Below are 24,470 nucleotides of genomic sequence, written 5' to 3'. Positions count from 1 at the left end.
ACAAGCTTGAATTTAGCTTTCCTCTTTCCCCGGCGCCGGGGCCAGGTGCGTCACTTTCGTCTGAAACGCGTCGAACTCGCCGGTGGCCAGCAGATCGGCGGATCGGGAGATGGCATCCATCAGGTCCGCGGCCCAGCCCTGGTCTGCCTTGGGAATGTCGGAGAGCACATAGCCGGTGACCCGCGACTTGTCGCCGGGATGGCCGATGCCGATCCGGCCGCGCCGGAAATCGCCAGCCACATGCGCCATGATCGAACGCAGCCCGTTATTCCCGGCATGCCCGCCGCCGAGTTTCAGCCGGAACTTGCCCGGCGCCAGATCGAGCTCGTCATGAAAGACCACAATGCGTTCGGCAGGGATGTCATAATAGCGGGCCGCCTCGCCAATCGCCCGGCCACTTTCATTGTAATAGGTGCCCGGCTTGAGCAGGAGGACCTTCCTCGGCCCCTTGGCGGTCTCGATCACCCCATCGCAGGCGGCGCCCTGAAAGCGCGCCTTCCAGGGACCCAGCCGCCAGTGCTCGGCGATCGCATCGAGCGTCAGAAAGCCGATATTGTGACGGTTCCGGAGATACTTGCTGTCCGGATTGCCGAGACCTGCGATGAGCAACATGGTGCGCCCCCTTTCATGAAAGGGGAGGCGAGACCCCTAGTCCTTGGAATCTTCGCCCTCGTCTTCACCTTCAGCGCCTTCAGCCTCTGTGCCTTCTTCGCCGTCTTCACCTTCTTCGCCTTCGACGTCTTCGTCTTCAGGCTCGAGCTCGACGCGGGCGCCGGCAATCGTGGCAATCGTGAAGTCGCGGTCGTCAATGGTCGGCTTGATGCCTTCCGGCAGGGTGATGTCGGAGATGTGGACCGAATCGCCGATTTCCAGGCCGGAGAGATCGACCTCGATCGATTCCGGAATGGAGCCGGCCGGGCAGGACAGTTCGACGGTGTGACGCACCACGTTCAGCGCGCCGCCGCGCTTCAGGCCTGGCGCCTTTTCCTCGTTGAGGAAGTGGACGCTGACTTCAACGTCGATGATCGAGTCTTCGTCAACACGGAACAGGTCGACATGCAGCGGGAAATCGGTGACCGGATCGAACTGGACGTCCTTCGGGATCACGGTCTGCTTTTCGCCGTCATGCTCCAGCGTCACCATGTTCGACAGGAATTTGCCGGAATGGATGGCCTTGCGCAGCACATTCTCGCGGATGGCGATGGAAACCGGGCCCAGCTTGCCGCCGTACAGCGTACCGGGGACGAAGCCTTCACGGCGGGTCGCGCGGGCAGCTCCGGTGCCGGAGGCGTCGCGAACGTCAACGGGAAGAACGATGTCGCTCATCGGTCTGATCCTTAAAAAACAAGAAAGGCCGCGATCCGCGCGGCCCAACGGGGCTGTGCCCCTAGCCAGTGGAATTCGAGCCGCGGCGTATAGCCGATCCCTTTGGGGCGCGCAACCGCTGCGTTGCGACTTATTCCAGCCCGAAACAGCGCCGCGAAGACTTCAAACCTGACCTATATGTAATTGGGTGAATTATCGGCTCTGCCTAGCCTCGTGGACCATCCGATAAGCGACAGGAGCCCACGATGACGGCATCCCGGATATTCAGGGCGATTCTGTTGGTTTCGGCGGGCCTCGTAGCGGCACCCACCGAAGCCGACACGGCGGATTTGCGCGGCGACCCGGAAGCCGTGGAAGCCATCCAGCGAATGATGGACCGCTTCGGTGGCGATGCGGTCTGGAGCCGCGCCCGTTCGCTGTATCTTGAATATGACGGTTGGCGCACGGAACCCAACGAACCGGTTATCGAGCGGGCTTGGCGCGATCTGGCCGAGCCTTGGCAGCGTTCGGAATATGAAGGGCGATCCTTTCACACCGTCTATGCGATGACGCCGGACGTAAGCTGGCTCTATCGCTATCACACTGGCGAACTCACACCGTTCGACGCCGAATCCCATGCCCAAAGCCGGGCGCGCTACCCGTTCGGTTTCTATACGATCCTGCACGCCTTCGCGGCGGGCGATCCGCGGCTCCGGCTTGAATGGCAGGCGCCGGACACCGTAATCGCCTACAACACGGCCAGTTCCGCTGTCAGCCACTGGCGCACCGATTCCACCGGCGCTTTGATCGCCTGGCGGACCGTGCTCGCCGATGGCAGCAGCTTTGCCTATCTCTATGGACCGATGCAGAATTTCGGTCTTGTCGACTTTCCGGCCTGGGGCATAGCCGAGGATGGATCCTGGCGCTGGAACTACACCCGCGTCGAGATCAGCTCGGAACCGCCGCCCGTATCTTTCGAGCCGCCCGACGGAGGCTAGTCGAACAATTTCGAGACCGATTCTTCATTGGCGATCCGGCGGATCGCTTCGCCGAGCAGGGGCGCGATCGAGATCTGTCGAATCTTCTTTGCCTTGAGCGCCTCGTCGCTGACCGCGATCGAATCGGTGATGACCAGCTCGGCCAGCTCGGATTTTGAGATCCGCTCCACGGCGCTGCCGGACAGAACCCCGTGCGTCACATAGGCTGACACGTCGGTCGCGCCCTGTTCCTTCAGCTTGGCGGCGGCGTTGCACAGCGTGCCGCCGGAATCGCAGATATCGTCGAAGATGATGCAGCGTCGCCCGTCGACATCGCCGATAATGTTCATGACTTCCGACATGCCCGGCTTCGGCCGCCTTTTGTCGACAATGGCGATGTCGGCGCCCAACCGGCTGGCCAGCGAGCGCGCGCGCACCACGCCGCCGACATCCGGCGACACGATCATCAATTCCGAGGTGTCGTAATTCCGCTTGAGGTCGTCCTCGAACACCGGCGTGACGAACAGATTGTCGGTCGGAATGTCGAAAAAGCCCTGGATCTGGCCGGCATGCAGGTCGAGCGTCAGCACGCGGTCGGCGCCGGCTTCCGAGATCAGATTGGCGACCAGCTTGGCCGTGATCGGCGTACGGCCGCCGGTCTTCCGGTCCTGCCGCGCATAGCCGAAATAGGGAATGACGGCCGTGATCCGCTTCGCGCTCGCGCGCTTCAGCGCGTCGATGCAGATCAGCAATTCCATGATGAAATCATTCGCCGGCTTGGACGTCGACTGGATCAGGAAAATGTCCTCGCCGCGGATATTCTCCGCGATGCGCACGAAAATCTCGCCATCGGCGAAGCGTTCGATTTCGCACTCGGTGAGCGGCGCGTCGATATAATCGCCAATCGCGCTCGCCAGGGGTTTGTTCGAAGTGCCTGAAACCAGTTTCAGAGGGGTCCGTCCCGCCATCGGTCCGCCTTTATGTCAGCCGCGCCTGCGCGTGCCCTTAGCAAATGACCTCCGATTGTTGAACCGGAAATTCATCCGTCCCCGGCGAATCCGGGCGCTTTCGGCAGGCCGGGTGCCGAAAATGTCATGACCTTGAACAGCGAACCCATTTGATCGGGTTCCGTGAGGCGCATCACCTGCCGCGCAATGACGCTCTTTTTCTCGGGAGATGACCGCATCAGGGCGGCGGCCCGCATTTCCAGCCCGAGCGCTTTCAGCCAATCGCCCTGTTCGACCGGGCCCGCGGTCTGCAGCCCGCTTTCGCGCGCGGATTTACCCAGCTGTTCGAAATCCACGCGGGCGGTCAAATCGGCCGTGCCGGGCGCGTTCAGCGGATCGGCTTTCTGGTGATCGCGGATCGCCTGGAACGTATCGCCGGCTTCGCTCTGCGCCGGGCCATAGTCGATAAACAAGGCGCGGCCCGGATACTCGGCGAAGCGGCGGGACAAAACCTCGACGACCTGCCGGTCGCCGGGCCGGAGCTCGACCAGCGTGCCGTCTGGCGCATCGCGCAACCGGTCCGGAACGAGATCGGCCTCCTGGCCCAGCTGTGGCCCCATCACAAAGGTGAAGGCACCGCCGTCATCCAGCCCGACCATGCGCTCATGCCAATGCCCGTCCTGTTTCACCGCCTGACGCACGGCCAGGCAGTCCAGAAATTCGTTGCCGATGAAGACCGCCGGCCCGCCGGGCACCTCCTCGATCCGGTTCATCCAGACCGCCTCGATGCCCATCGGCGTCAGCGTCCGGCCCTGTACCATTTTCAGCGCCGCGCTGGCTTCGATCAACGTGATCCGCGCCGCGTCCAGGAAACCCGGAACGGCACGGCCGGCGCGCACAATATCGCTCATCATCTGCCCGGTGCCGGGCCCGAGCTCGACCAGATGGAAGGGCACAGGCTTGCCCATATCCATCCAGACCTGGGCGCACCACAGGCCGATCAGTTCGCCGAACATCTGGCTGACCGCCGGGGCGGTGACGAAATCCTCGCCCGCGCCGATCGGGTTCTTGGTGGCGTAATAGCCGTCGCGCGGATCGAACATCGCCTGGGTCATGAAGGCGGCCACGGAAATCGGGCCGCCATTGCGGATCTGGTCGGCGATGCGCACCGCAATGGGTGTGCTCATCAGGACTCGACCGGCTTGGTCGGGGCCGGAGCGGGTGCGGCTTTCAGCGCCCGGTGGATCAGCCAGGCCCCGGCAATGATCATCGGGATCGACAGGATCATGCCCATGGTCACATAGCCGCGCAGTGCGTCGGGCATGTGCGCGTCGGGCTCGCGGACCATTTCGAGCAGCGCGCGGGACAGGCCGTAGATCACCAGGAACAGGCCGGTATTCAGTCCCGGGCGCGCCAGCGAACGGTGCTTCCAGGTCGCGAAATTGACCACGACGAAAATCAACACGCCTTCCAGCGCAGCCTCATAGAGCTGGCTGGGATGACGCAGCGCGCACAAGGGATCGGAGGCAAACCGCATCGCCCAGGGCACATCCGTAACCCGGCCCCACAACTCGCCATTGATGAAATTGGCCAGCCGCCCGAAGAACAAGCCGATCGGCGCGACGACGGCCGCCGCATCGGCGATCCGCCAGAGATCGAGCTTGCGCGCGCGTGCCACGAAATAGATCGCGATGGCGACACCGATCAGACCGCCATGGAAGGCCATGCCGCCTTCCTGGAAGCCGGTGATGATCCAGATCGGATCATTCCAGATCACCTGCGGATTATAGAACAGGACATAGCCCAAACGCCCGCCGCCGATCACACCGACCGTCGCCCATAAAAGGAGGTCGTCGACATCCTCGACAGTGAAAGGCGACCCTTTCGGCTTGGCCTCCCGCGGCACCCACAGCCGCGGCCGGCGCGCCAGCACCAGCATGTATCGCCAGCCGAGCAACAGGCCGGCAATGTAGGCGAGCGCATACCAGCGCAGGTCAAAGCCCCAGCCCTCGCGGATGAAGTCCAGCGGAATCCGGAAAATCACCTCGTTGAGCAGACTGAAAGTCGGTTCACATGCCTGGATCAGGGTGTCCATCGGGAAAAGTCCTGCGCTGGGCTGTCACATTGCAATGCCGCGCCTGAAATCGCATATAGCGGCGGGTAAGGAAAGAAGGCTACGGCATGCAGACCCGCAATCCCATCTTCAACGACATCGCAGACCTGATGACCGACGCGTTCGCGGCGGCGCAGGCGGCTGGTGAAGAGGCTCAAGCTGTGTTCCGTGCGCGCGCCGACAAGGTGGCCGCCAGGATGGACTTCGTGAGCCGCGAGGAATTCGAGGCCGTCAAGGCGGTCGCGCAAGCCGCGCGCGAGGAAAACGAAGCCTTGAAAGCCCGTATCGAGGCCCTCGAAAAAGCGGCGGCAAAACCGGCGTCCAAACGTGCGCCAGCGGCCCGCAAGGCGGCGCCCCGGAAATCCACGGCGAAAAGGCCTGCCAGCAAAGCGAAGAAAGACTAATCCACGGATCACCGGCGCCCGGACTATTGCCCCCGCCGAAAAGAGGGCTCTAGGCTCGGGGCGTTATGCCGCTCGATTCGCTGTGCGACCGGGCGGCCGGAATTGGGGCAGCCGGCGCGAAAGGATATCAGCGCATGGAACTCGCGACAGAGAATACAGGCTATGAAGCCGATCCGCTCGACGCCGTCGAGCAAGCGGTCATCGCCGAACAGCTGCCCTATGAACGTGACGAATCCGGGGAGCTTCACATGTCTGCGCCGGGTGCCTGGCGCGACCATCAGATCTGGTTCGCCTGGCGGCCCGATCACGACGCCATCCACATCTGCGCCAGCCTCGAGCTGAAAGCGCCGCGCGCCCGCTTCCGCGAGGTCTGCGAGCTCGCCACGCGGCTCAATGAGAAGCTCTGGTACGGGCATTTCGATGTTTGGGAAGAAGACGGCGGCGTTGTCTGGCGCCATGGCATCCCGATCGCACCGGGCGAAACCCTGTCTCCAGCCCAGGCTGGCATGTTGATCTCGGCCGCACGTGAGGCCGGCGAACGCTTCTATCCGGCCTTCCAGTTCCTCGTCTGGGGCGGCAAGACGGTCGAGGAAGCCGCTCAGTCGGCCATGTTCGAAACCATCGGCGAGGCGTAGGGATTGGCCGGCAAGGACCGCATAGCCCTGATTGGCGCCGGCCGGATGGGCGGTGCGCTGGCAACCGGATGGTTCCGCGGCAAAGGCAAGGTCGACGCCGAGGACCTGCTGATCTGCGCGCCGCGCCTGACCGGCGAGATGGCGACGCTGGTTCGTGAGCGGGGCCTGAAGCGCGTCGAGGCCCTTGGCCCGCGCACAGCCAAGGACGTCACGATCGCGCTGCTCGCGGTCAAGCCGCAGGTGTTTTACGACATCGCCGACAACCTCGCCGAAGTGCTGCCGCGCGACTGCACGATCGTTTCGGTCATGGCCGGAGTCACGATTCGGACAATAACCGAACTTCTGGGCGAACGCCCGGTCATCCGCGCCATGCCCAACACGCCGACCGCTATTGGCAAAGGCGTGATTGTTTGCGTTGCCAACGAGGCCGCGGACCCGCGCCGCAAGGACGCGGAGCGTCTGTTGAAAGTCGGCGGCAAGATCGAGTGGATTGACGACGAACGCCTGATGGGCGCCGTCACCGGCGTGTCCGGCTCCGGCCCGGCCTATTTCTTCCTGCTCGCCGAATCGCTGGCCGGCGCCGGGGAATCGCTCGGCCTGCCGCGCGACCTGGCCGAGAAGCTGGCGGCGGAAACGCTGATCGGCGCCGGCGAGCTGATGAAATCGTCGGGGCTCTCGCCGCAGGAATTGCGCCGCCAAGTGACGTCACCGAACGGCACCACCCAGGCGGCGCTCGACGTCATGATGGGGGGCAGCGCTTTGCCGGAAATGATGCGCCATGCGGTCGCCGCAGCGGAGCGCCGCTCGCGTCAGCTCGGCGATACCAACCGGAACTAGCCGCCCTTCGACACGTCCCGCCCGCGGCGCATCAGGTGTTCGCCGCCATCCATGAGGATGGTCTCGCCGGTCATTGCCGGGCTGGCGAGGATGAAGCGCACTGTGCGGACAATATCCTCCGGCGTCGAACCGCCGCGCATCGGATTGTCCCGGTGCGCCGTTTCGAATTCCGATTCGCTCATCCCCGGCGCAGGCAGGGTGAGGCCGGGCGCGATCGCATTGACGCGAACACGCGGGGCGAACTGCATCGCCATGGTCTCGGTCGCGGTGTGCAGGCCGGCCTTGGCCAGCGTGTAGCTGAAATGATCCGGATTGAGATTGTACAGTTTCTGGTCCAGAAGATTGATAATGTTGCCGGAATTCCGGTCTTCATGCCGGCCTGCGATGACCGAGGCCAGCAATGCCGGAGCGATCAGGTTGACAGAAAGGATACGCTGCATGTTCTCGGATTGGAGGGCGTCAGCGGAATCGTAATCGAACACGGAGGCCGAATTGACCAGGACGTCTATCCGGCCGAGCCCGTGCACCAAGGGAGCCAGCGTCGCGGTGTTGGCGAGGTCGAACTGCACCGCTTCGGCTTCGCCTCCATTGGACCGGATATGTTCGACAACGTCGCCGGCCGAATCCGCCGATGAATTGAAATGAACCCATAACCGGTAGCCATCCTCCGCGAGCGCTTTTGCGATGGCTGCGCCCAGGCGCTTGCCAGCACCGGTGACCAAAGCGATTTTAGAGCCCATGAAAGCCTCCCGGCCGAACCGTCCACCCACTGTCGCGGAAGATGCGGCCGCGCCCCCCGAGGAGGGCACGTCCGGCCTGTCCGGACCCGAGGTGATTGCATCTTACGTCAAGCGGCTGCCGGCGAAACCCGGCGTCTACCGCATGTACGGAAAGGATGGCGCGGTTCTCTATGTCGGCAAGGCCAAGAACCTGAAAAACCGGGTCTCGAACTATGCCAAGGGCGGGGGACACAATAACCGCATCGCCATGATGATCGCCCTGACGCGGTCGATGGAATTCGTCGTCACCGAAACGGAAACCGAAGCGCTCCTGCTCGAAGCCAACCTGATCAAGCGATTAAAGCCGCGCTACAACGTCATTCTGCGTGACGACAAGTCGTTTCCCTACATATTGATCCGCACCGATCACGATGCGCCGCAAATCCGCAAGCATCGCGGCGCGCGCAAGACCAAGGGGATGTATTTCGGCCCCTTCGCCAGTGCGGGTGCCGTCAATGCAACGCTCAATACGCTGCAGAAGGCCTTTCTTTTGCGCACGTGCACGGACAGCGTCTATGAGGGCCGGACACGGCCCTGCATGCTCTATCAGATCAAGCGCTGCGCCGGCCCTTGTGTCGATCTGGTGTCGAAAGAGGCTTACCAGGAATTGGTCGACGAGGCGGAAGCTTTTCTGCGTGGCCGGTCAAATGCGCTGCGCGAAGAGTTGAGCGGGCAGATGGCCGACGCCTCGGAAGCGCTGGATTTCGAGCGCGCCGCGCGCCTCCGCGACCGGATCCGCGCCATTGCGGCGGTGACCACCGATCAGGGCATCAATCCCGAAGGCGTCGAGGAAGCCGATATCGTCGCGCTCGCCCGCGAAGGCGGGAAGTCCTGTGTGCAGGTCTTTTTCTATCGCGCCGGTCAGAACTGGGGGAACCAATCCTTCTTCCCCAAGCACGAAGCCGAGGCCGAGCCGTCGGAAATCCTCTCGGCCTTCCTGGCGCAATTCTACGATGACCGTCCGGCGCCGGCGCTGATTATGACCTCGCATAGCGTTGAGGAAGCGGAACTGATCAGCGAAGCCCTGACCCTGCGGGCCGGCCGCAAGGTCGGCGTCATCACCCCGCAGCGGGGTCAGAAGCGCAAACTCGTCGACCGCACCCGGACGAATGCGCGCGAAGCGCTTGGCCGCCGGCTGTCGGAAAGCGCGACCCAGGCCAAGCTCCTCAATGGCGTCGCGAAGGTCTTCGGTCTCGACGAGCCGCCCGACCGGATCGAGGTTTACGACAACTCGCATATCCAGGGCTCCAACGCCCTGGGCGCGATGATTGTCGCCGGGCCGGAGGGGTTTTCGAAAACCCATTACCGCCGCTTCAACATGAAGGGCGATGATGCCGCGACGAATGACGATTACGGCATGATGGCCGCCATGTTGCGCCGCCGCTTCGCGCGCCTCCTGAAGGAGAAGGAGGAAGGCGCACCAGTGCCTGGTCTCGTCCTCATTGATGGCGGCAAGGGCCAGCTTTCCGTTGCTCTGGAGGTGATGGAGGAACTCGGGCTAACGGACATTCCGATCGCAGCGATTGCCAAAGGACCCGAGCGCGATGCCGGCCGCGAAGCCTTCTACATGCCGGGCAAACCGCCCTTCAAACTGCCGATGAATGATCCGGTGCTCTATTATCTCCAGCGGCTCCGCGACGAGGCCCACCGCTTTGCCATTGGCGGCCACCGCGCCAAACGGCAGAAGGCTTTGCGCGATAATCCGCTTGATTCCATCCCCGGTATTGGGCCATCCCGGAAGAAGGCATTGCTCGCCCATTTCGGTTCCGCCAAGGCGGTCGAGCGGGCGGCGCTCGCAGACCTTGAAGCCGTGGAAGGTGTGTCGGCCGCCATGGCGAAACGCATTCACGACTGGTTCCAGCAATGATCTTCACCCTGCCGACCGTGCTCTCCGTCTTCCGCCTGATCGCCGGTCCGATCGGTGCGTTGATGCTGTGGGCCGCCTTCATGTCGGAGACCAATGACGAGGCGACGCGCTGGTGGAGCTATGCGCTCGCTTTTTTCATTGCCGGCGGCGTGAGCGATTTTCTGGACGGTTGGATCGCGCGCCGATTCAATCAGGTCTCCGCCTTCGGAGCGCTGATCGATCCGATCGCCGACAAGGTCTTTGTCGCCTCATTTCTGATCGCGATGGGAATCTGGACCGGTCTGATGATCGCCAGCTATGCCATCGCAGCCATCATCGCCCGGGATGTCATCATCACGCTGGTCCGCTTCTCGCGCCTCAATAAGGAAAGCGTGCCGCTGGCGGTCTCCATGGCGGCCAAGTTCAAGACAACGTTCGAGATGGGAGCCATCGGCTGGTATTTTGCCCTGGCGATCCTGCCGGGCGGCAATCAGCCCTGGGCGCTGGAGGTCTGGATCTGGATGTTGTGGCTCGCTGCGGCGTTGAGCCTTTACACCGGGCTCACCTATCTGTGGGCGATCCGCAAGACTTCGACAGGATAAGTGATCCGCCAATCCTGTGCTAAACGGCTTATATGCCGCCGCAATTTGCGGTGAGGAGACCCATGAACGATCTATCGGACATCCACATCCTGGTGGTCGATGACGACAATCGCATTCGCGAACTCATCAAGAAATTCCTGGCCCAGCGCGGATTCCGGATCACCACGGCCGCTGATGCCGCGAAAGCCCAGGCCAAGATGCGGTCCATGGATTTCGATCTCATCGTGCTGGACGTGATGATGCCGGGCATGGACGGTTTCCAGCTGACCGAGGCGGTGCGGACGCAACGCGATACGCCGATCCTGCTCTTGACCGCGCGCGGCGAGGCCGAAGACCGCATCAGGGGCCTGTCGCTGGGAGCCGACGATTACCTGCCCAAGCCCTTCGAGCCGGAGGAGCTGGTGCTGCGGATCAACAATATCCTGCGCCGGGCGCGGCCATCGGGCTCGGTTCACAAAAAAGTCCGCTTCGGCCGCTTCCAGTTCGACATGTCCAACGGCGCTTTGACCGATGGCGGCGAACCGGTGCGCCTGACCGGCGGCGAGGAAACGCTCCTGAAAGCGCTCGCGAAAGAGGTCGGCGAGACTGTATCGCGATACGATCTGTGCGAGCTTACAGGTGGCGGCGAGCGGGCGGTCGATGTCCAGATGACGCGTCTGCGCCGCAAGCTGGAAGCCGATCCGCGCCAACCGGTTCATTTACAGACCATACGCGGTGAGGGATACAAGCTGATCGCCGAAGCAATATTCGAGGATCAGGGCTGAGCGCGCATTGGGACCGCTGAAACGATATCTGCCGAAAAGCCTGTTTGGCCGGTCCCTGCTGATCTTCGTGGTGCCCGTGGCTGTCATGCAGGGGCTGATCGCCTGGGCGTTTTTCGAACAACATTGGGAAACGGTGACCAGCCGCCTGTCCGAAGGCGTCGCCGGCGATGTCGCCATCATGACGGAATTGTTCGAGACCACGGGCGAGAACGATACGGCGTTTGCGCCGCTCGCCGATGCGGCTTACCGCAACATGCAGCTCTCGGTCGATTTCCGCGAAGGCGAGCGCTTGCCGACCTCCCGGCGATCGTCCTTTTTCCGCACGCTTGATCGCACCCTGCGCCGGTCTTTGACGGCGGCCATGGACAATGAGGTCTGGTTCGATACCACGCGCTATCCCGCCTATGTCGATATTCGCGTCCAGACCGGGACCGGCGTGTTGCGCTTCATCGCCGTGCGCGAGCGGGTGTTTGCCACGACCGGTCACATCTTCCTGCTCTGGCTGTTCGGCGCGACAGCATTGTTGAGCCTCGTCTCGGTGGTCTTCATCCGCAATCAGGTCAAGCCGATCCGCCGCCTGGCGGAAGCCGCAACCCGTTTCGGGCGCGGCGAGGATGCGGCCGGATTCAAGCCGGCCGGCGCCCGCGAGGTACGCGAAGCCGCCCACGCCTTCATCGATATGCGCCAGCGCATTACCCGTCATCTCGATCAGCGCACCTCCATGCTGGCCGGCGTCAGCCATGATCTGCGCACCCCGCTCACCCGCCTGAAACTCCAGCTCGCCCTGATGCCGGAAAGCGAGGAGCGCGAGGACGCCATCCGCGATGTCGGCGAAATGGAACACATGCTTGAGGAATACCTGGCCTTCGCCCGCGGCCAGGTGAGCGAGGAAACGGTCGAGGCCGATGTCTCGGCGCTGGTCGCGGAAACCGTGGAAGCAGCACGCCGCGCCGACCCCGGCATAACCTTGTCCGCCGACGCGGGGCTGATGGCGAATGTCCGTCCCGGAGTCCTGAAGCGCGGTATCGCGAACCTGATCTCCAATGCCTGCGCCTACGGAACGAAATGCGAGATTTCCGTGCGCAAGCGCAGGCGCCATCTCGAGATTATCGTCGACGATGACGGGCCGGGCATATCGCCCGACAAGCGCGAGGAAGCGTTCAAGCCGTTCGCCCGGCTGGACGAGGCGCGCAACATGAACCGGGAGGGCGTCGGCCTCGGCTTGGCGATCGCCCGCGATGTGGCGCGCGGCCATGGCGGCGATGTTGAGCTGTCCGACAGCCCGCTGGGCGGCCTGCGCGCCACGCTGCGCCTGCCGTTGGCGTAGTGCTTTTGCGTAAGCAGTTGACGTCTGCTCGCGCGGGCAACGTTATTGTCCACGGCAGGTCTTTGAAGATACAAGAATATCCGACGTCATCCCTGCGAAAGCAGGGACCCAGAACGGCGCTGAAGCAGTGGAGACCGGCGCACAATCTGCGCGGCGGTGAGGAAGGCGGCTGGTTGGCGCAGGGCCTGCAGGATGGGATGACGAAACTGGGTCCCTGCTTTCGCAGGGATGACGGTGATAGGGGCTGTTCGGAGAGTAGAATCCGAGCGTCAACAGGATTTCCTCCCCCGTTCACGGGGGAGGGGGACCACGAAGTGGTGGAGGGGGCATGCCCCCTTCGGTCCTTCGGACCACTCCCCCCGTAGACGGGGGGAGAATTCGAACACAATCGGCCTTTCATGCCTTGCCGGGATTTTTTCGCGCCGGGTTTTCAGGTCAAGGGCGCGGATGCGCTGCTTCGCGGTTTCACCCTTGAGCCGAAAACCCGGCGCGAAAGACTGGCCGGCATGGAGTGTGAGGCGTAGTCGGCTTGGCTTTCCCCTCCCCATCAGGGTGAGGGAAAATGTATGAAGCCCCCAAAGGGCGACCGCCCGTCCGCAGCGTCAGCGAGGCACGACAGCGCAATAACGAGGGAAATCGTACTCGCCAACGCCCCAGCCGTGAGCGCGTTTCATGTGAGCACGGCCCGCAGCGCCGGCAGTTCTTTCGGGCGCCCGGGCCGCGCGCAACGGAAACAACGCATTCCATCGAGATCCTCCGGTCGAGCCGGAGGAAGACGGTTTTTTTGAGTGAAGAGCCTGGCACCCCGAACCCGTGCGGGTTCGGCAAGGGCGACCGCCCGTCCGCAGCGTCAGCGAGGAGCGAGGGGACAGATGTCCCCGAGTATCAAAGAAAAAGTGTGCGCCCCCGGTTCGGATCGCACCGTTTCTTCCGCTTCTAGGAGGGGTGAGAGAAGCTGCGGTGCCCCTGGGCCGGTACTCGCCCTGCGAGGGAAGGTAGGAAAGAGCCCGGACCCAAAGACACCGCAGCCGGGAGCGCACAGCCGGTTATTGCCATTTCCGGGCTGAACGTCAGCTGACGGAACCGGGCTTCCTTTCGCCTTTCATGCGGCGTCAATGTGACAGCGAAGCGGGCGCGAGAATTCTCCAATTACGCGAGTGCAGCATAATTTGCTCCCGGCAGAGGCTTTTTATTGGCCGCGGCTCATGGTTAACTGCGTTCACCGCGCCGGGGGGCCGCAGTGACGCAAAGGACTTTCCAGATGAAAAAGTGGGTATTAACCGCCGCCATTCTTGGTGTCGCGGCCAGCGGTGCCGCCTATGCGGACGGCATGGACAATGCCGTCGGCAACACCGTGCGTATCCTTCTCAACGACGCCGGCGAGGGATTCGACGTTTATTTCGATGCCAACGGCACCTATTCCGACAGTCTCGGCCGGACCGGTGCCACCTGGGCTTATGACGAGCAATTGTGCATCACGCCGCCGGCAGATGCGGGTGCGGAGACGAATTGCGGGCCCTGGAATGAGGATCTCGCGGTCGGCGGCAGCTGGCAGACAGATGCCTGGTCCGACGACGCACAGATGATCACGATTACTATCCTTGAAGGTCGCGGCCACGAAGCGCCGACCCCTCCGACGCCTCCGGCTGAATAATCCGCACCAATCCATCTTCAGGGATAATGAAACGGCCAGCCTCAGCGCTGGCCGTTTTTTCTGTCCCGGAAGGAGATTGGCATGCAACGGCCCCGCCGCGCCACAATCCATCAAGCCATGTCGGCCAAACGCCATGTCCTGTTCAGCAATCCGGCCGGTTTCGATCTCAACCTCATCGCCGTGCGCTCGGCCGACGGCGCGGCAAACCGCTTCGATGACTGGCTGACGGTATCTTATGTTGATGCGGTGGACGGCGCGTGGGTTTTCCACGCTTTCGCCTGCACGACGGACCCCGGCCGCAGCCATCTGATCGCGCCGGCACATCCGCGCGGAACTGCCGCTATAGTCCCGGGACAATACCGGTCGTCGCACCATATTTCCCGCCATCGTGGCCGCTATCTGGCCCTGTGCCAGCGCCCGGAGGCCCGGCTATTGGTCTATCGTGACGATAATCGCGATGACCGGGTCGATTACGACCCCGCCAGGATTTTCAGCGATGCGGCCGGCATCAATATTCATCGTGCCGGCGCCACCCGCCGCTCCAGCCGGGTCGACCGCTGGTCGGCCGGCTGCATGGTCATCGCCGATCCGACCGATTTCGATGTCCTGATGACGCTCGCGCACCGGGCGAAAGAGATTTACGGCAACGCTTTCACGCTTACCCTGCTGGACGAGGCCGATCTTTAGCGGGCAACGGACCGATTTGTGCTAGGCTGGCGGCTGCACGGGGAAAAAGGGTAATACATGTTCTTGCTTGGACGGATCGGATCGGTCAGCGCAACGCTGTTTCTGGCTTTCATCATGGCAACCGCCATGCTGGTTGCGCTGGGCCTGTATTGGCCCACCATGCTCAACTACATCCTCGACATCGCGGAGCTCGTAGAGCAATGGCTGACCCATACCGGTCTGCCGGACCGGTACAATAATTTCGTCCGCCTCTTCCTCGGCGATGAACAACTGGCCTTCCTGTTCTTTACCATCCTGTCGCGGATCATTATCGCGATTGTCGGATCGCTGTTTACGCGGGCATTGACGCCGAAATCGAAAATCGACCGCGCTTTCGGCTAAGAAAAACGCCGCCGTGCGGAACACGGCGGCGCTGATCCTTGAGAGCAGAAGGGTTTATTGGTCCGGCGGATCGTTATCGTCGCCTTCGCCCTCCCCTTCCTCGCCTTGCATAGCGTCTTCGACGGCCTCTTCGACGTTCTCCGCGGCTTCTTCGGCCATCTGACCCGCTTCGTCAGCGGCGTTCTCGATCGCTTCGCCGGCCTCGTTCATCAAGTCGCCGGCCTCGTGGGCGGCTTCTTCCATGCCTTCTTCCGCGTCTTCTGCGGCAGTCTCCAGGGAATCTTCCGCATCAGTTGCGGCATCTTCCATGCTGGTCTCGGCATCTTCCATCATATTGTCTTCTGCCGCTTCATCGGCCGGAGAACAGGCCACCAAGGCCAGCGCCGGCAGGGCAGCGGTCAGCAAAAGTCGTGTACGCATTGAATGTCCCTTCCTTCGGTCGCCAGGGTTGTTGGGCCATGGCGGTGACCTTCATTACCATAAATTCATCGGCTGTGGAGGGGTTATAGCGTGATACGCGCTGACAGGCGTTCGGCGGCCACCGTACGCGGCGTCTTGTGAACGGCCGCGACCACCCGCACGACGTCGGGAAACGCTTTCACGCGTTCGGCGATGGCGAGCGCCAGCGTTTCGATCAGATCATAGTGCCTGAGATCGGCGGTATCCTGCACCGCCTGCGCCACCTCGTCATAATGCGCCGTTTCGCGGATGGAATCGTTTTCCGGGACAGCTGCGAGCGTCAACACCAAATCGACGGTGACGTCCTGCCGCGCCTTGCGTTCGAAATCATGCACACCGAGCGAGACCGGGACACGCAAAGACGTGATTTCGATGTCGATTTCAGCCATGTGTTTTCCGGCAATCCTGTGGGCTCGCGTGGATAGGCGGGATTTAGCGCCGGTTCAAGCGATGGCTGTCATGGACAGCTATCGCAAACACTGTAACTTAGTTTCAAATGTAACCAGTTTGAGGCTGCCATGGTCGAGCTCCGCGTCCCAACAACCGATCCGATTGTGCAGCGCCAGGTCGAAGCGGGCCAGGTGCGCGACGATTACACGATCGACCAGTGCTGGGACGAATACACCGAGGAAGAGCACGCCATGTGGGCCAAGCTCTACGACCGGCAGACCGGAATGCTCGGCAATCGCGCCGTAAAGGAATTCTACGAGGGTCTCGACGCGCTCGGCCTCGACAATTCCAAGATTCCCGACTTCCGCGAGGTTAATCCGAAGCTCGAAGCCCTTACCGGCTGGAAGCTGGTCACCGTGCCCGGCCTGATTCCGGACGAGCCCTTCTTCACCCATCTCGCCAACCGGCAATTCCCGGTCGGCCGTTTCATCCGCAAGCCGCACGAGATCGACTATCTGCAGGAACCCGACATCTTCCATGATGTGTTCGGCCACGCTCCGCTGCTCGGTCTGCCGGTCTTCGGCGACTACATGGCGGCCTATGGCCGGGGCGGCCTTCGCGCGCTGAAATTCGGCACGCTGGAAAACATCACCCGGCTCTACTGGTACACGGTGGAATTCGGCCTCATCAAACAGGCCGACGAGCTCAAGATTTATGGGGCCGGCATCGTCTCGTCCTTTGCCGAGAGCGTGTTCTCGTTGGAAGGCCGTTCCCCGAACCGCATCGGCTTCGACATCGAGCGCATCATGCGCACGCAATACCGCTATGACGATTTCCAGCAGACCTATTTCGTGATCGACGATTTCCAGCAATTGCTGGACGACACGGCCGGCCAGGATTTCGCGCCGATTTATGAGCGCATCAAGGACCTGGACGACATTCCCGCCCGCGGCATCGTCGACGGCGATGTTGTCATTCACAAGGGCACGCAGGAATACGCCGATGCCGGCGGCCGCTGGGAGAACGCGCCGCAGGTTTAGGGGGAAGGGGTCCCCAACCAGTTTTGCAAAACTATCGTAATAATTGCTGTAATACTGGCTGTGATTACAATGCCGCCGACTATCAAAATCGGTCGAATATTCGCGAACATATTACGCAATCCATCAATTTGACCTGAGAGTTTTTCATCTCCAGATTCTCTTGCTTGTTGCTCTTTCTCAATAGTTTGTAGTATCCGATCAATTTGGGCATTGTGGGCTTCCAGCCCACTTTTAAATTTATCCATCCATTCACTATCTTTATTTATTTTGTCTTCCAATACCGACAGTCGTTCTATTGTTTTATTTAGATCGTTTTGAATTGATCTGACTTCTATCGGCTTGTATTTTTTTATTAGATCGACAAGCTCGTCAGGAAATTCATCGCCACCTTGTGAGTGCGGCTTATCTATATTGGCAGCTTCTTCTTCCGATAGCTTATAAAACATCGCCGCAATAAGCTTGCGTCCAGGAATAATCGGGAATGGAGTGGACGAGAAATTATACAAGCCTATCCATAACTTGCCTTCATACAGCGGGTCGACCGAAAGACCACCCAAAATCATGATTCCCGTATGAGCAAGCTTACGTTTTGGCGTTAAAACAGCCATTACGTCATTTGGAAGCTCAATACGCTCTTCTGTTAAAACAAAAACAACTTCGCCGGGGTCAACAACCAACGACGATTTTTCTGCCTCGCTTAGTCTGTCGATGTTTACCGGCCGGTTGTATTCCGACTTAAGAATTTTGTTTCCAAGGTGGAAGTCATATTTGACGCCATCAATTGCGCCTTTTCGACCATTTTTGATGAATGACTGATTCTCGATCGCACCTCGAATATCTTCATTGGTGAGCAATGTCGGCATAAAACCGCCCCAATCACTATTTCTCCCTTTTTGCTGTAGCATAGGTTGAATCTTGGTAAAGAGAACAAAACAAGAACATACAAGTTTCGTGTGACTAAGTCAATCTGGTGACTTTCGTTTGGTCGAATTTGCGCTTTCGCAGCACTGCACGCTCGCCGCAGCTCGGCGGGCAGATCTAGACGGCGACGAGGCTCGACAGGTGCGGCGCCAACCGTTCGAACCAAGACATTCGTGATGTATCACGCCTTGACGCATGTATCACAAATTGATACGTTCTTGTCATGATCCAGAGCACCCGGGGCAAGCGTGCTGCCAATGCCGTAAAGGGTTTGTATGGAAAAGGTTTTCCCGGTGATTTGGTGAGGCGGACTCGAGCCATGCTGACCGCGCTGGATGCGGCGGTTGTCGTGGAGGATTTGCGGTTTCCGCCGGGCAATCATCTTGAAGAGCTCAAAGGTGACCGGGCCGGGCAATATTCCATCCGCATCAATCGTCAATGGCGGATTTGTTTTGTTTGGATACCCAGTGGGCCCGCCGAGGTCGAGATCGTCGATTATCACTGAAGGAAACTGTCATGAGCCTGCTTGAAGCACCAATGCATCCGGGGGCCGTTCTCAAGGAACTTTACCTCGACCCCCTGGGGATGAGCGCCATCGCCTTTGCGCGCCGGCTGAACGTGCCGCGCACGCGGATCGAGCGACTGGTGAAGGGTGTGACGGGTGTAACGCCGGATACGGCACTCCGGCTGGCGCGGGCCTTCAATACCACGGCAGCGTACTGGATGAACATGCAGACCAATTACGATATGGCGATGGCAGCCAAGGAGATTGATGTGTCCGGCATTGAGCCCCTGGAATCCGAAGCATTAGCGCCATCGGGACCAAACGGCAGGTCCACGCCCTAACCCCGGCCTCAGCATCGCCCGCCCGCCACAGCTCGGGCGGCCGATCTCGGCCTGCGACGCGGCGCGGCGGGATAAGTGCCCAGCGGTATTCCCATTACAGAATGGTCAGCAACCCGACCCGGTCTGGATGGGCGGGCATGGGACGGTTCCATAGGAACAGAATACACAGCAGTCGCCTCGCTCTGGCTTGATGATCGCACCGCAGTCCGGGCAGTCCCATAAAATCTGGCAGGCATCGGTCGGCATGCCGACATCTTCTTGGACTGCACTGCAGACCGGGCACGTCAGGGTCGACTGAAGAACGACGTTACCCAATTTCGCTTTGCTCCGCTTCCCAACGGTCAATGGCGTCAATCGGCCCCGGGCAATGATGATCACGCGGCGGCTTGCCGGTGAGTCGGCCGATCAGGATCGGTATCGACCGCATTTCACATCCCGGCGTCGCAAAAGCTGCGGCGAGGACAAACGAAACGCCGAGATGACCGTAGACATAGATCATGAACCAGCGGATCGCTCGCCACAGAACATCTGATGTCAAGATTCCGTCCATCGCCCAACCCATCATGCCCGCAAGTGCAAGGCCGACGACGGCGACAATCCTCGGTGACGCGCCGAGCCGCAGGCCGGTGCCGATGTTGACGACGTATCCCACGAGGTAGACCGCGAACAGCGAAAAGGCGATCACGGTCGGGTTCAGCAAGGCGCGGGCGTTCGAAACGCCAATCACTTGAACCACCAGATACAAGGACCCAATTCCGAAGCTCAGTCGCGCCAAGCGGCCGATGGGTCCAGGCGGTTTAATTGATCCGCTGTCGAGGAACGTGTCGCCTTGGGATGACGCGATCCGCCTCATTGGCGGGTCCAATCGAGCAAGAAACGTTGCAGTTCAAATTCGAATAGCGGCAGCAGCATGGATGCCAGGACAAAGACGGCTGCAACCGACCAGAGCGTCCAGAACAAGCGCGATCGCCTGCCCTGGCTCAGCGCCAGTACAAGGGAGATCGCGAGCAGCACGACGGCTGTAACAAGGAAAATCGGCTGCCATCTGGCAAACCAGCCCAATTTCGCGACCAGTCCGGACGCGACGCCCAAATGAACCAGCAGAATCGGAACCACGCAGCATGACGCTCCGATGAAGGCAAAAAATCCGCCGATGGCACTACCGCCCGACAGCAAGGGAAATGAGAGGCGCGATTTCTGGCTCGTGGACTGCATGCCAAACTGCTACACCCTGTAGCGACTACAGGTGCAAGGAGTTTGTCATGCAAACCGGTAATTCCGCGCGGCCATTGTCTGCACTATTACGATCCGAGGCCGCAGATGCCGCCGGCGTTCATCCGGAAACAGTCAGATATTACGAGAAGATCGGATTGCTGGCTTCGCCATTGCGCGACCGGTCTGGGTATCGGCGTTATGGTGAAACCGAGCTTTCAAGGTTGTCATTCATTTCCAAGCTGCGGAAGCTGGGTTTTTCTGTCTCCGATATACGGTCGTTGCTCGATGGAACATCCGGATCTGGCATGACGTGCCGCAGTGTTGCCGAGATTGCAGAAAAACACCTCACATCTGTGCAGAAGAAAGTTGCCGAGTTACGGGACCTTGAACATGCCCTGGCGGCACTGCTCGATGAGTGCTCGAGGAAAAGCGTGCCGGAATGCAAATTAGTCGAAAGGCTGACAAAGTCAGGCACAGCAGTTTTTGACGGCGAAAAACTCGAGCAGTCAGGCCAGACCTAATCCCGCCGCAGCACCGCCCGCTCGCTTCATCGCGCTCGGCCGGCCGCTCTTCATGGCGACCGGCCCTTGATCAGCTTGCCGGGCGGAGGCGGTCTAGACGGCCGCCGGAGATCTTCCCGCCCACTTTTTCGTGTTGATTCCGGCAAAGAGCAGCCAGAGCGCAGCGACCCATTCAAACAAGGCACCGGGAAGGAAGAAGTACATGACGTGCTGGGCCAGGTCCGGAAACAGCAGGACCGCCGCCGCAAGCGTGCCAATCACCGAATAGGTGATCACACCCCACGCGGCCAGCCAGCGCGGAATATAGCGGGACCGGAAAAACAGCGCGAAAAAGAGAATGCCGCCGACCGCCATCGGGATGAGCAGGACGTAAAGTGCCGAACTATAGGTATCCCGCAGAAGCATCACCAGCGAGGCACTTTGTTCGTCCGAGAAACCCGCTGTCAGGTCCGGATTCACCGCGGCGGCAAAAGCGGCGTATTTGAACACAATGAATGTCGCGCCCATGGCGCCCTCGATCAAACGGCAGAAAGCGGCGACAAGAGCCGTTCCGCGGCTGACCGTTCTTAGAACGGCATACATGGCGGCTGCGGAAACAACCACGAAGGTATACAGCACCGCCTCGGCGAGAAGCCCGGTCCGAAACATGAATTCGAGTGAGTGTGATGCCGCGCCAGCCTCGGAGAGCGCGCGCAGCGAGGGCACCGCTCCAAAAGTGATATAGACGCCCGCAGCGCTGTAAATCACATAGGATAACCCGGCCAGCCGGGCCATCCGGCCGACCGACTTGTCAGTTTGGCGGATCGTGGTCATGGTGAGACGTCCCTTTCCGAACACGCAGAGTTTTTTAGACCGGTCTTGAGGCCGGTCCGTCCGCATGGCCCGAAAAGAGTCTGTGTGTCGTCCGGATGGGGCTATTCGGACGCCGTCAGGATCTGGTTCGCGGGGTCTGCCGCAGTCGATTGCCGGTCCGCCTTGGCCTGCTCGCGATAAGCGCTTGGCGGCAGGCCGACCCGTTTCTTGAAGGCGGCGTTGAAGGTTGACCGGGAATTGAATCCGACCTCGAGGCTGACGTCGAGAACGCTCATCTCTGTATCTGCGAGCAAGCGCTTGGCTTCCGCAGCCCGGTGGCCGTTCACAAAGTCGAAGAAATTCATGCCCAGATGCTGGGAGAGTGTTTCGGAAATATGGTTCTTGGTCACGCCGGTTTTGTCGGACAATTTGCGCAAGGACAGATCGCTATCGGCAAAGAGCCTGTCGGTGTTCAGGGCGCCTCGCAGTTTAGCCGCCGTTCGGGCCATGCGTTCATCGGTCAGGATCGGACGGCGCTTTGCCGTAGGGGTATTTGAAGCCTGGTCGAACAGCAATTCCGGCTGGCGTAAACCAAGAAAGGCGAAAGCCGCGATGGCCAGCGATTCAATGCTGGCCAGGGCAATATTGAAGGCGGGAAGGGAATGGCCTGACAGCCAGAGTGCTTGCTTGAGGGTGAAAAACAACCAGGCCCCGGCAAAGATATAGAGAATGGCGCGCAGCCAATCGAGAGATTTGCGCTCGATGTTTGCGAACTGATTCATCATCACGCGCCTGTGGCGCATTTGAAGTCTCAGGGCTGCAACAAGATAGGCCGCCGTGAATGAGACAAACAGAAAGAGCGATGCGGTGCAGGTGAAAACCGCGATCCGGTAATGGTCCGGATTTCGCGTGGCCGGATCCACGAGGGCGAGTTTCTCAGCGGCGCTCAGGCCCGCAAAGGGCAGGCTGACCAGTATGACCAGCACCGGACCCAGAAAGGCCAGCCAGTCAAGCCCGCCAAAGCCGGGTTTTTGGGCGGAGATCAGCGCGCGAGTATAGAAATAGACTGCCGGACCCAGGGCCATTTTGATCGACAGGTCAGCCCCCACAAGGTGCGGCGCATAGCGGTAGATGCCGGAGATCACCAGGAGCTGGCCCAGAACATGAACCAGCAAGGCCAACAGGGCGATTGAAAAGAAGACAATCTGGTCACGGCGCCGGCCCGGGCTGGTGAGAGCCAGAACGAGCGCAAAGCCGATGGATCCGGCCGCAAGGGCGTAGGCGATGGTCGAAAACGCGTCGAACATTCTGGGTGTTCTCCAACGTATCGCGACCGAGGGCAATCGCGGACCCGTTTCGAAGCGGCGGTTTTGCCGGGCCGAAGGGCCTGCGCGCTGACGATGGCGGTCACCAAGAGCCGTCTCGGCCGGCGCCTAACCCCGTCTTAGCACCGCCCGTTCGCCGCAGCTCGGCCGGCCGACCTCGACCGCGACCAGCCCCGGCAGTTTCGGCGCCAGCCGGTCGAACAGCCAGGCGCAGATATTTTCCAGAGACGGCTTTTCAAGCCCTTCGACCTCGTTCAGCAGGTGATGGTCCAGCTTGTCGACCTCGACCCGGACGATCTGCTCGATCTTCCAGGTATCCTTGATCCAGCCCTTGTCATTGGGTTCGCCCGCCAGCGTCACCGAGCCGGCAAAGGAATGCCCGTGCACCCGCGCGAACGGATGGTCCTCGGCCTCGTGCGTGAAATAATGCGCGGCCTCGAAGGTGAAGTCCTTCGTGATTTCCAGGCGGGCAGCGGTCATCGGTCCTGCGGGTCTAGAAGGTGATGGGATTCAACCACCAAAGCGCCGCGATATACGCAACATAGCCGCCGAAGAAAAGCACACCGGCCAGCCGTCCGACATTGCGGCCCGCGAAAATCCACAGCGTCAGCAGCGCGCTGGCGCCGAGCATGACCCAGAAATCGAAGCGCATGAACTGGTCCGGCACCGGCAGCGGCACGCCGGCAGCCCCGGCCGCCAGCCCGGCGGCGCCACCCACGGCGAATACGTTGAACACGTTCGAGCCCAGGACATTGCCGATGGCGAGATCCGCCTGGCGCCGCATCACCGCGACCACCACGGTGGCAAATTCCGGCAGCGAGGTGCCGATCGCCAGCGCCGTCAGCCCGATGACGGCGTCGGACACGCCCAGAAGGCCCGCAGCCGCCGTGCCGCCCAAGACAATCATGTGCGCGCCGGCCGGCAACAGCACGATGCCGACCACCAGCGCCGCGAGCGTCATCGGCAGGGAGCCCTTGCCCGCCGCTTCTTCCAGCTCGGCGACTTCGGCGAGCAGCGGATCATCGTCGCGCGCGCGCATTGCCGAGAACGCCAGCAGGCCGACGAACACGAAGATCAGCGCGAACAACAGCCCGCCCTCGGCGAGCGAGATCGCGCCGTCGCGGCTGACGATGACCAGCGCAATCCCGGCCGCCAGCGCGAACAGCGCATTGCGGCGCACGCCCGGCGCCTGCGCCCCGATGACGCCGACCAGGGCCGGCAGGCCCAGCACGAACAGCACATTGGCGATGTTGGAGCCGACAATATTGCCGAGCGCCAGGCCCGGCGCGCCCGACAGGGCGGCATCGATCGAGACCACCAGCTCCGGCGCCGAGGTGCCGAAGGCGACAATGGTGAGACCGACCAGCAGCGGCGGCAGTTTCGCGCGCCGCGCCAGCGCAGCGGCCCCGCGGATCAGCAAGTCGCCGCCAAACAGCAATATCACGATGCCGGCCAGGATGAACCCGGCGGCCAGCGGCAGGGATTCGGCGACACCCAACATCATCGGCACCTATGATCCGGCTGCGTCAGGGACTAGTCGAGGCGCTTGTATTCGATGAGGTTGAGAAGCGCGAAAATGCCGAAGGCGAGACCGAGAGCGATGATGGCGGCCATGAAAGTCTCCAAAGAACGGGTTCGAACTGCGGGGCGTTTTAGCCGGGTTTGGCGTGCGCCGCTAGGGCGGGACTGTGCCCGCCTGCGTC

General features: G+C 61.4%; 31 protein-coding genes. 15 read left to right on the top strand and 16 right to left on the bottom strand.

The annotated features are described in order from the left end of the window. Window positions 1-12: 12 nt before the first annotated feature. Together pth and ACO08C_RS03980 are read right to left on the bottom strand one after the other, a co-directional pair. The gene (gene pth, locus ACO08C_RS03985) at window positions 13-612 is read right to left on the bottom strand and encodes an aminoacyl-tRNA hydrolase (protein WP_421787716.1); all 600 of its coding nucleotides are present in this window, start codon (window positions 610-612) and stop codon (window positions 13-15) included. Between the two features lie 36 nt (window positions 613-648). After that, complete coding sequence (locus ACO08C_RS03980) at window positions 649-1,326, bottom strand: 50S ribosomal protein L25/general stress protein Ctc (protein WP_421787715.1); 678 nt, start codon at window positions 1,324-1,326, stop codon at window positions 649-651. A 245-nt stretch (window positions 1,327-1,571) separates the two neighbouring features. On the opposite strand from ACO08C_RS03980, the gene ACO08C_RS03975 reads away from it, so the two are divergent. Further along, window positions 1,572-2,303 carry a hypothetical protein gene (locus ACO08C_RS03975; protein ID WP_421787714.1) on the top strand — a complete coding sequence of 244 codons (732 nt, stop codon included), beginning with the start codon at window positions 1,572-1,574 and terminating at the stop codon, window positions 2,301-2,303. Here the strand turns inward: ACO08C_RS03975 and ACO08C_RS03970 are convergent. The 3 genes from ACO08C_RS03970 to lgt all read right to left on the bottom strand — a co-directional run bounded on the left by ACO08C_RS03970 (window position 2,300) and on the right by lgt (window position 5,324). Continuing rightward, complete coding sequence (locus ACO08C_RS03970) at window positions 2,300-3,232, bottom strand: ribose-phosphate pyrophosphokinase (protein ID WP_421788649.1); 933 nt, start codon at window positions 3,230-3,232, stop codon at window positions 2,300-2,302. The genes ACO08C_RS03975 and ACO08C_RS03970 overlap by 4 nt on opposite strands. Before the next feature lie 89 nt (window positions 3,233-3,321). Beyond that, the gene (locus ACO08C_RS03965) at window positions 3,322-4,416 is read right to left on the bottom strand and encodes a class I SAM-dependent methyltransferase (protein WP_421787713.1); all 1,095 of its coding nucleotides are present in this window, start codon (window positions 4,414-4,416) and stop codon (window positions 3,322-3,324) included. Continuing rightward, a complete protein-coding gene (gene lgt / locus ACO08C_RS03960) occupies window positions 4,416-5,324 on the bottom strand; it encodes a prolipoprotein diacylglyceryl transferase (RefSeq protein ID WP_421787712.1) in 909 nt (302 codons plus the stop codon). Before lgt ends, ACO08C_RS03965 begins: the two co-directional genes overlap by 1 nt. Window positions 5,325-5,410: 86 nt before the next feature. Here lgt and ACO08C_RS03955 point away from each other — a divergent pair, with 86 nt between their 5' ends. From ACO08C_RS03955 to proC, 3 genes are all read left to right on the top strand, one after another. Further along, window positions 5,411-5,746, top strand: a complete 336-nt coding sequence (locus ACO08C_RS03955; RefSeq protein WP_421787711.1) for an accessory factor UbiK family protein — start codon at window positions 5,411-5,413, stop codon at window positions 5,744-5,746. 134 nt (window positions 5,747-5,880) lie between these two features. Further along, the gene (locus tag ACO08C_RS03950) at window positions 5,881-6,381 is read left to right on the top strand and encodes a YbjN domain-containing protein (RefSeq protein WP_421787710.1); all 501 of its coding nucleotides are present in this window, start codon (window positions 5,881-5,883) and stop codon (window positions 6,379-6,381) included. Window positions 6,382-6,384: 3 nt separating this feature from the next. Next, on the top strand, window positions 6,385-7,218 hold the full coding sequence (proC, locus tag ACO08C_RS03945; protein WP_421787709.1) for a pyrroline-5-carboxylate reductase: 834 nt from the start codon (window positions 6,385-6,387) through the stop codon (window positions 7,216-7,218). Here proC and ACO08C_RS03940 read toward each other — a convergent pair. Next, the gene (locus tag ACO08C_RS03940; protein ID WP_421787708.1) at window positions 7,215-7,958 is read right to left on the bottom strand and encodes an SDR family NAD(P)-dependent oxidoreductase; all 744 of its coding nucleotides are present in this window, start codon (window positions 7,956-7,958) and stop codon (window positions 7,215-7,217) included. The two genes, proC and ACO08C_RS03940, sit on opposite strands and share 4 nt — an antisense overlap. Between ACO08C_RS03940 and uvrC the strand changes: the two genes are divergently transcribed. The 7 genes from uvrC (at window position 7,957) to ACO08C_RS03905 (ending at window position 15,258) form a co-directional block, all read left to right on the top strand. Beyond that, window positions 7,957-9,864, top strand: a complete 1,908-nt coding sequence (gene uvrC, locus ACO08C_RS03935) for an excinuclease ABC subunit UvrC (RefSeq protein WP_421787707.1) — start codon at window positions 7,957-7,959, stop codon at window positions 9,862-9,864. The genes ACO08C_RS03940 and uvrC overlap by 2 nt on opposite strands. Next, a complete protein-coding gene (pgsA, locus tag ACO08C_RS03930; RefSeq protein ID WP_421787706.1) occupies window positions 9,861-10,445 on the top strand; it encodes a CDP-diacylglycerol--glycerol-3-phosphate 3-phosphatidyltransferase in 585 nt (194 codons plus the stop codon). Before uvrC ends, pgsA begins: the two co-directional genes overlap by 4 nt. Window positions 10,446-10,507: 62 nt before the next feature. Continuing rightward, window positions 10,508-11,209, top strand: coding sequence for a response regulator (locus ACO08C_RS03925; protein ID WP_421787705.1), 702 nt, complete (start codon window positions 10,508-10,510; stop codon window positions 11,207-11,209). A gap of 7 nt (window positions 11,210-11,216) precedes the next feature. Further along, window positions 11,217-12,536 carry an ATP-binding protein gene (locus tag ACO08C_RS03920; RefSeq protein WP_421787704.1) on the top strand — a complete coding sequence of 440 codons (1,320 nt, stop codon included), beginning with the start codon at window positions 11,217-11,219 and terminating at the stop codon, window positions 12,534-12,536. Window positions 12,537-13,797: 1,261 nt separating this feature from the next. After that, window positions 13,798-14,190, top strand: coding sequence for a hypothetical protein (locus ACO08C_RS03915; RefSeq protein ID WP_421787703.1), 393 nt, complete (start codon window positions 13,798-13,800; stop codon window positions 14,188-14,190). A gap of 81 nt (window positions 14,191-14,271) precedes the next feature. Continuing rightward, window positions 14,272-14,877, top strand: a complete 606-nt coding sequence (locus ACO08C_RS03910; RefSeq protein ID WP_421787702.1) for a hypothetical protein — start codon at window positions 14,272-14,274, stop codon at window positions 14,875-14,877. Between the two features lie 57 nt (window positions 14,878-14,934). Beyond that, window positions 14,935-15,258, top strand: a complete 324-nt coding sequence (locus ACO08C_RS03905; RefSeq protein WP_421787701.1) for a hypothetical protein — start codon at window positions 14,935-14,937, stop codon at window positions 15,256-15,258. A gap of 54 nt (window positions 15,259-15,312) precedes the next feature. Here the strand turns inward: ACO08C_RS03905 and ACO08C_RS03900 are convergent, their stop codons facing one another. Both ACO08C_RS03900 and ACO08C_RS03895 read right to left on the bottom strand, forming a co-directional pair. Further along, window positions 15,313-15,678, bottom strand: a complete 366-nt coding sequence (locus tag ACO08C_RS03900; protein WP_421787700.1) for a hypothetical protein — start codon at window positions 15,676-15,678, stop codon at window positions 15,313-15,315. A gap of 83 nt (window positions 15,679-15,761) precedes the next feature. Next, a complete protein-coding gene (locus ACO08C_RS03895) occupies window positions 15,762-16,106 on the bottom strand; it encodes a dihydroneopterin aldolase (protein ID WP_421787699.1) in 345 nt (114 codons plus the stop codon). Window positions 16,107-16,235: 129 nt separating this feature from the next. On the opposite strand from ACO08C_RS03895, the gene phhA reads away from it, so the two are divergent. Beyond that, window positions 16,236-17,147, top strand: coding sequence for a phenylalanine 4-monooxygenase (gene phhA / locus ACO08C_RS03890; protein WP_421787698.1), 912 nt, complete (start codon window positions 16,236-16,238; stop codon window positions 17,145-17,147). Here the strand turns inward: phhA and ACO08C_RS03885 are convergent. Next, a complete protein-coding gene (locus tag ACO08C_RS03885; protein WP_421787697.1) occupies window positions 17,144-18,052 on the bottom strand; it encodes a dCTP deaminase domain-containing protein in 909 nt (302 codons plus the stop codon). The genes phhA and ACO08C_RS03885 overlap by 4 nt on opposite strands. Before the next feature lie 335 nt (window positions 18,053-18,387). On the opposite strand from ACO08C_RS03885, the gene ACO08C_RS03880 reads away from it, so the two are divergent. Both ACO08C_RS03880 and ACO08C_RS03875 read left to right on the top strand, forming a co-directional pair. Then, window positions 18,388-18,573 (top strand): type II toxin-antitoxin system RelE/ParE family toxin, encoded by a 186-nt coding sequence (locus tag ACO08C_RS03880; RefSeq protein ID WP_421787696.1) that lies wholly within the window; start codon window positions 18,388-18,390, stop codon window positions 18,571-18,573. An 11-nt stretch (window positions 18,574-18,584) separates the two neighbouring features. Next, window positions 18,585-18,914, top strand: a complete 330-nt coding sequence (locus ACO08C_RS03875) for a HigA family addiction module antitoxin (protein ID WP_421787695.1) — start codon at window positions 18,585-18,587, stop codon at window positions 18,912-18,914. 105 nt (window positions 18,915-19,019) lie between these two features. On the opposite strand, the gene ACO08C_RS03870 is transcribed toward ACO08C_RS03875, so the two are convergent. From ACO08C_RS03870 to ACO08C_RS03860, 3 genes are all read right to left on the bottom strand, one after another. Further along, entirely contained in the window at window positions 19,020-19,160 is a 141-nt protein-coding gene (locus ACO08C_RS03870; protein ID WP_421787694.1) for a GDCCVxC domain-containing (seleno)protein, read from the bottom strand. Window positions 19,161-19,221: 61 nt separating this feature from the next. Further along, entirely contained in the window at window positions 19,222-19,650 is a 429-nt protein-coding gene (locus tag ACO08C_RS03865; RefSeq protein ID WP_421788647.1) for a hypothetical protein, read from the bottom strand. Window positions 19,651-19,763: 113 nt separating this feature from the next. Then, window positions 19,764-20,129 carry a hypothetical protein gene (locus ACO08C_RS03860; protein WP_421787693.1) on the bottom strand — a complete coding sequence of 122 codons (366 nt, stop codon included), beginning with the start codon at window positions 20,127-20,129 and terminating at the stop codon, window positions 19,764-19,766. Window positions 20,130-20,176: 47 nt separating this feature from the next. Between ACO08C_RS03860 and ACO08C_RS03855 the strand changes: the two genes are divergently transcribed. Next, the gene (locus ACO08C_RS03855) at window positions 20,177-20,650 is read left to right on the top strand and encodes a MerR family transcriptional regulator (protein ID WP_421787692.1); all 474 of its coding nucleotides are present in this window, start codon (window positions 20,177-20,179) and stop codon (window positions 20,648-20,650) included. Between the two features lie 93 nt (window positions 20,651-20,743). Here the strand turns inward: ACO08C_RS03855 and ACO08C_RS03850 are convergent, their stop codons facing one another. The 4 genes from ACO08C_RS03850 to ACO08C_RS03835 all read right to left on the bottom strand — a co-directional run bounded on the left by ACO08C_RS03850 (window position 20,744) and on the right by ACO08C_RS03835 (window position 24,271). Continuing rightward, entirely contained in the window at window positions 20,744-21,463 is a 720-nt protein-coding gene (locus ACO08C_RS03850) for a DUF4386 domain-containing protein (RefSeq protein WP_421787691.1), read from the bottom strand. Window positions 21,464-21,564: 101 nt separating this feature from the next. Then, window positions 21,565-22,749: a helix-turn-helix domain-containing protein gene (locus ACO08C_RS03845; protein WP_421787690.1), complete on the bottom strand. Its 1,185-nt coding sequence runs from the start codon at window positions 22,747-22,749 to the stop codon at window positions 21,565-21,567. Window positions 22,750-22,875: 126 nt separating this feature from the next. Continuing rightward, window positions 22,876-23,247 carry a 6-pyruvoyl trahydropterin synthase family protein gene (locus ACO08C_RS03840; protein WP_421787689.1) on the bottom strand — a complete coding sequence of 124 codons (372 nt, stop codon included), beginning with the start codon at window positions 23,245-23,247 and terminating at the stop codon, window positions 22,876-22,878. Window positions 23,248-23,260: 13 nt separating this feature from the next. Next, the gene (locus ACO08C_RS03835; RefSeq protein ID WP_421787688.1) at window positions 23,261-24,271 is read right to left on the bottom strand and encodes a calcium/sodium antiporter; all 1,011 of its coding nucleotides are present in this window, start codon (window positions 24,269-24,271) and stop codon (window positions 23,261-23,263) included. Window positions 24,272-24,470: the final 199 nt, after the last annotated feature.

The organism is Hyphobacterium sp. (genome assembly GCF_965229905.1).
GTDB lineage: Bacteria > Pseudomonadota > Alphaproteobacteria > Caulobacterales > Maricaulaceae > Hyphobacterium.
This window is presented reverse-complemented; position numbering and strand designations above follow the sequence as displayed.

Excerpts from the sequence above, each read along its gene's own strand:
- ACO08C_RS03910 (WP_421787702.1), top strand. The coding sequence starts at position 14,272 with ATGCAACGGCCCCGCCGCGCCACAATCCATCAAGCCATGTCGGCCAAA.
- ACO08C_RS03880 (WP_421787696.1), top strand. The coding sequence starts at position 18,388 with ATGCTGACCGCGCTGGATGCGGCGGTTGTCGTGGAGGATTTGCGGTTT.
- ACO08C_RS03955 (WP_421787711.1), top strand. The coding sequence starts at position 5,411 with ATGCAGACCCGCAATCCCATCTTCAACGACATCGCAGACCTGATGACC.
- pth (WP_421787716.1), bottom strand. The coding sequence starts at position 612 with ATGTTGCTCATCGCAGGTCTCGGCAATCCGGACAGCAAGTATCTCCGG.
- ACO08C_RS03875 (WP_421787695.1), top strand. The coding sequence starts at position 18,585 with ATGAGCCTGCTTGAAGCACCAATGCATCCGGGGGCCGTTCTCAAGGAA.
- pgsA (WP_421787706.1), top strand. The coding sequence starts at position 9,861 with ATGATCTTCACCCTGCCGACCGTGCTCTCCGTCTTCCGCCTGATCGCC.
- uvrC (WP_421787707.1), top strand. The coding sequence starts at position 7,957 with ATGAAAGCCTCCCGGCCGAACCGTCCACCCACTGTCGCGGAAGATGCG.
- ACO08C_RS03940 (WP_421787708.1), bottom strand. The coding sequence starts at position 7,958 with ATGGGCTCTAAAATCGCTTTGGTCACCGGTGCTGGCAAGCGCCTGGGC.
- ACO08C_RS03860 (WP_421787693.1), bottom strand. The coding sequence starts at position 20,129 with ATGCAGTCCACGAGCCAGAAATCGCGCCTCTCATTTCCCTTGCTGTCG.
- ACO08C_RS03840 (WP_421787689.1), bottom strand. The coding sequence starts at position 23,247 with ATGACCGCTGCCCGCCTGGAAATCACGAAGGACTTCACCTTCGAGGCC.
- ACO08C_RS03900 (WP_421787700.1), bottom strand. The coding sequence starts at position 15,678 with ATGCGTACACGACTTTTGCTGACCGCTGCCCTGCCGGCGCTGGCCTTG.
- ACO08C_RS03855 (WP_421787692.1), top strand. The coding sequence starts at position 20,177 with ATGCAAACCGGTAATTCCGCGCGGCCATTGTCTGCACTATTACGATCC.
- ACO08C_RS03965 (WP_421787713.1), bottom strand. The coding sequence starts at position 4,416 with ATGAGCACACCCATTGCGGTGCGCATCGCCGACCAGATCCGCAATGGC.
- phhA (WP_421787698.1), top strand. The coding sequence starts at position 16,236 with ATGGTCGAGCTCCGCGTCCCAACAACCGATCCGATTGTGCAGCGCCAG.
- ACO08C_RS03905 (WP_421787701.1), top strand. The coding sequence starts at position 14,935 with ATGTTCTTGCTTGGACGGATCGGATCGGTCAGCGCAACGCTGTTTCTG.
- ACO08C_RS03845 (WP_421787690.1), bottom strand. The coding sequence starts at position 22,749 with ATGTTCGACGCGTTTTCGACCATCGCCTACGCCCTTGCGGCCGGATCC.
- lgt (WP_421787712.1), bottom strand. The coding sequence starts at position 5,324 with ATGGACACCCTGATCCAGGCATGTGAACCGACTTTCAGTCTGCTCAAC.
- ACO08C_RS03950 (WP_421787710.1), top strand. The coding sequence starts at position 5,881 with ATGGAACTCGCGACAGAGAATACAGGCTATGAAGCCGATCCGCTCGAC.
- ACO08C_RS03870 (WP_421787694.1), bottom strand. The coding sequence starts at position 19,160 with ATGCCGACCGATGCCTGCCAGATTTTATGGGACTGCCCGGACTGCGGT.
- ACO08C_RS03925 (WP_421787705.1), top strand. The coding sequence starts at position 10,508 with ATGAACGATCTATCGGACATCCACATCCTGGTGGTCGATGACGACAAT.
- ACO08C_RS03850 (WP_421787691.1), bottom strand. The coding sequence starts at position 21,463 with ATGACCACGATCCGCCAAACTGACAAGTCGGTCGGCCGGATGGCCCGG.
- ACO08C_RS03980 (WP_421787715.1), bottom strand. The coding sequence starts at position 1,326 with ATGAGCGACATCGTTCTTCCCGTTGACGTTCGCGACGCCTCCGGCACC.
- ACO08C_RS03835 (WP_421787688.1), bottom strand. The coding sequence starts at position 24,271 with ATGATGTTGGGTGTCGCCGAATCCCTGCCGCTGGCCGCCGGGTTCATC.
- ACO08C_RS03895 (WP_421787699.1), bottom strand. The coding sequence starts at position 16,106 with ATGGCTGAAATCGACATCGAAATCACGTCTTTGCGTGTCCCGGTCTCG.
- ACO08C_RS03915 (WP_421787703.1), top strand. The coding sequence starts at position 13,798 with ATGAAAAAGTGGGTATTAACCGCCGCCATTCTTGGTGTCGCGGCCAGC.
- ACO08C_RS03885 (WP_421787697.1), bottom strand. The coding sequence starts at position 18,052 with ATGCTACAGCAAAAAGGGAGAAATAGTGATTGGGGCGGTTTTATGCCG.
- ACO08C_RS03975 (WP_421787714.1), top strand. The coding sequence starts at position 1,572 with ATGACGGCATCCCGGATATTCAGGGCGATTCTGTTGGTTTCGGCGGGC.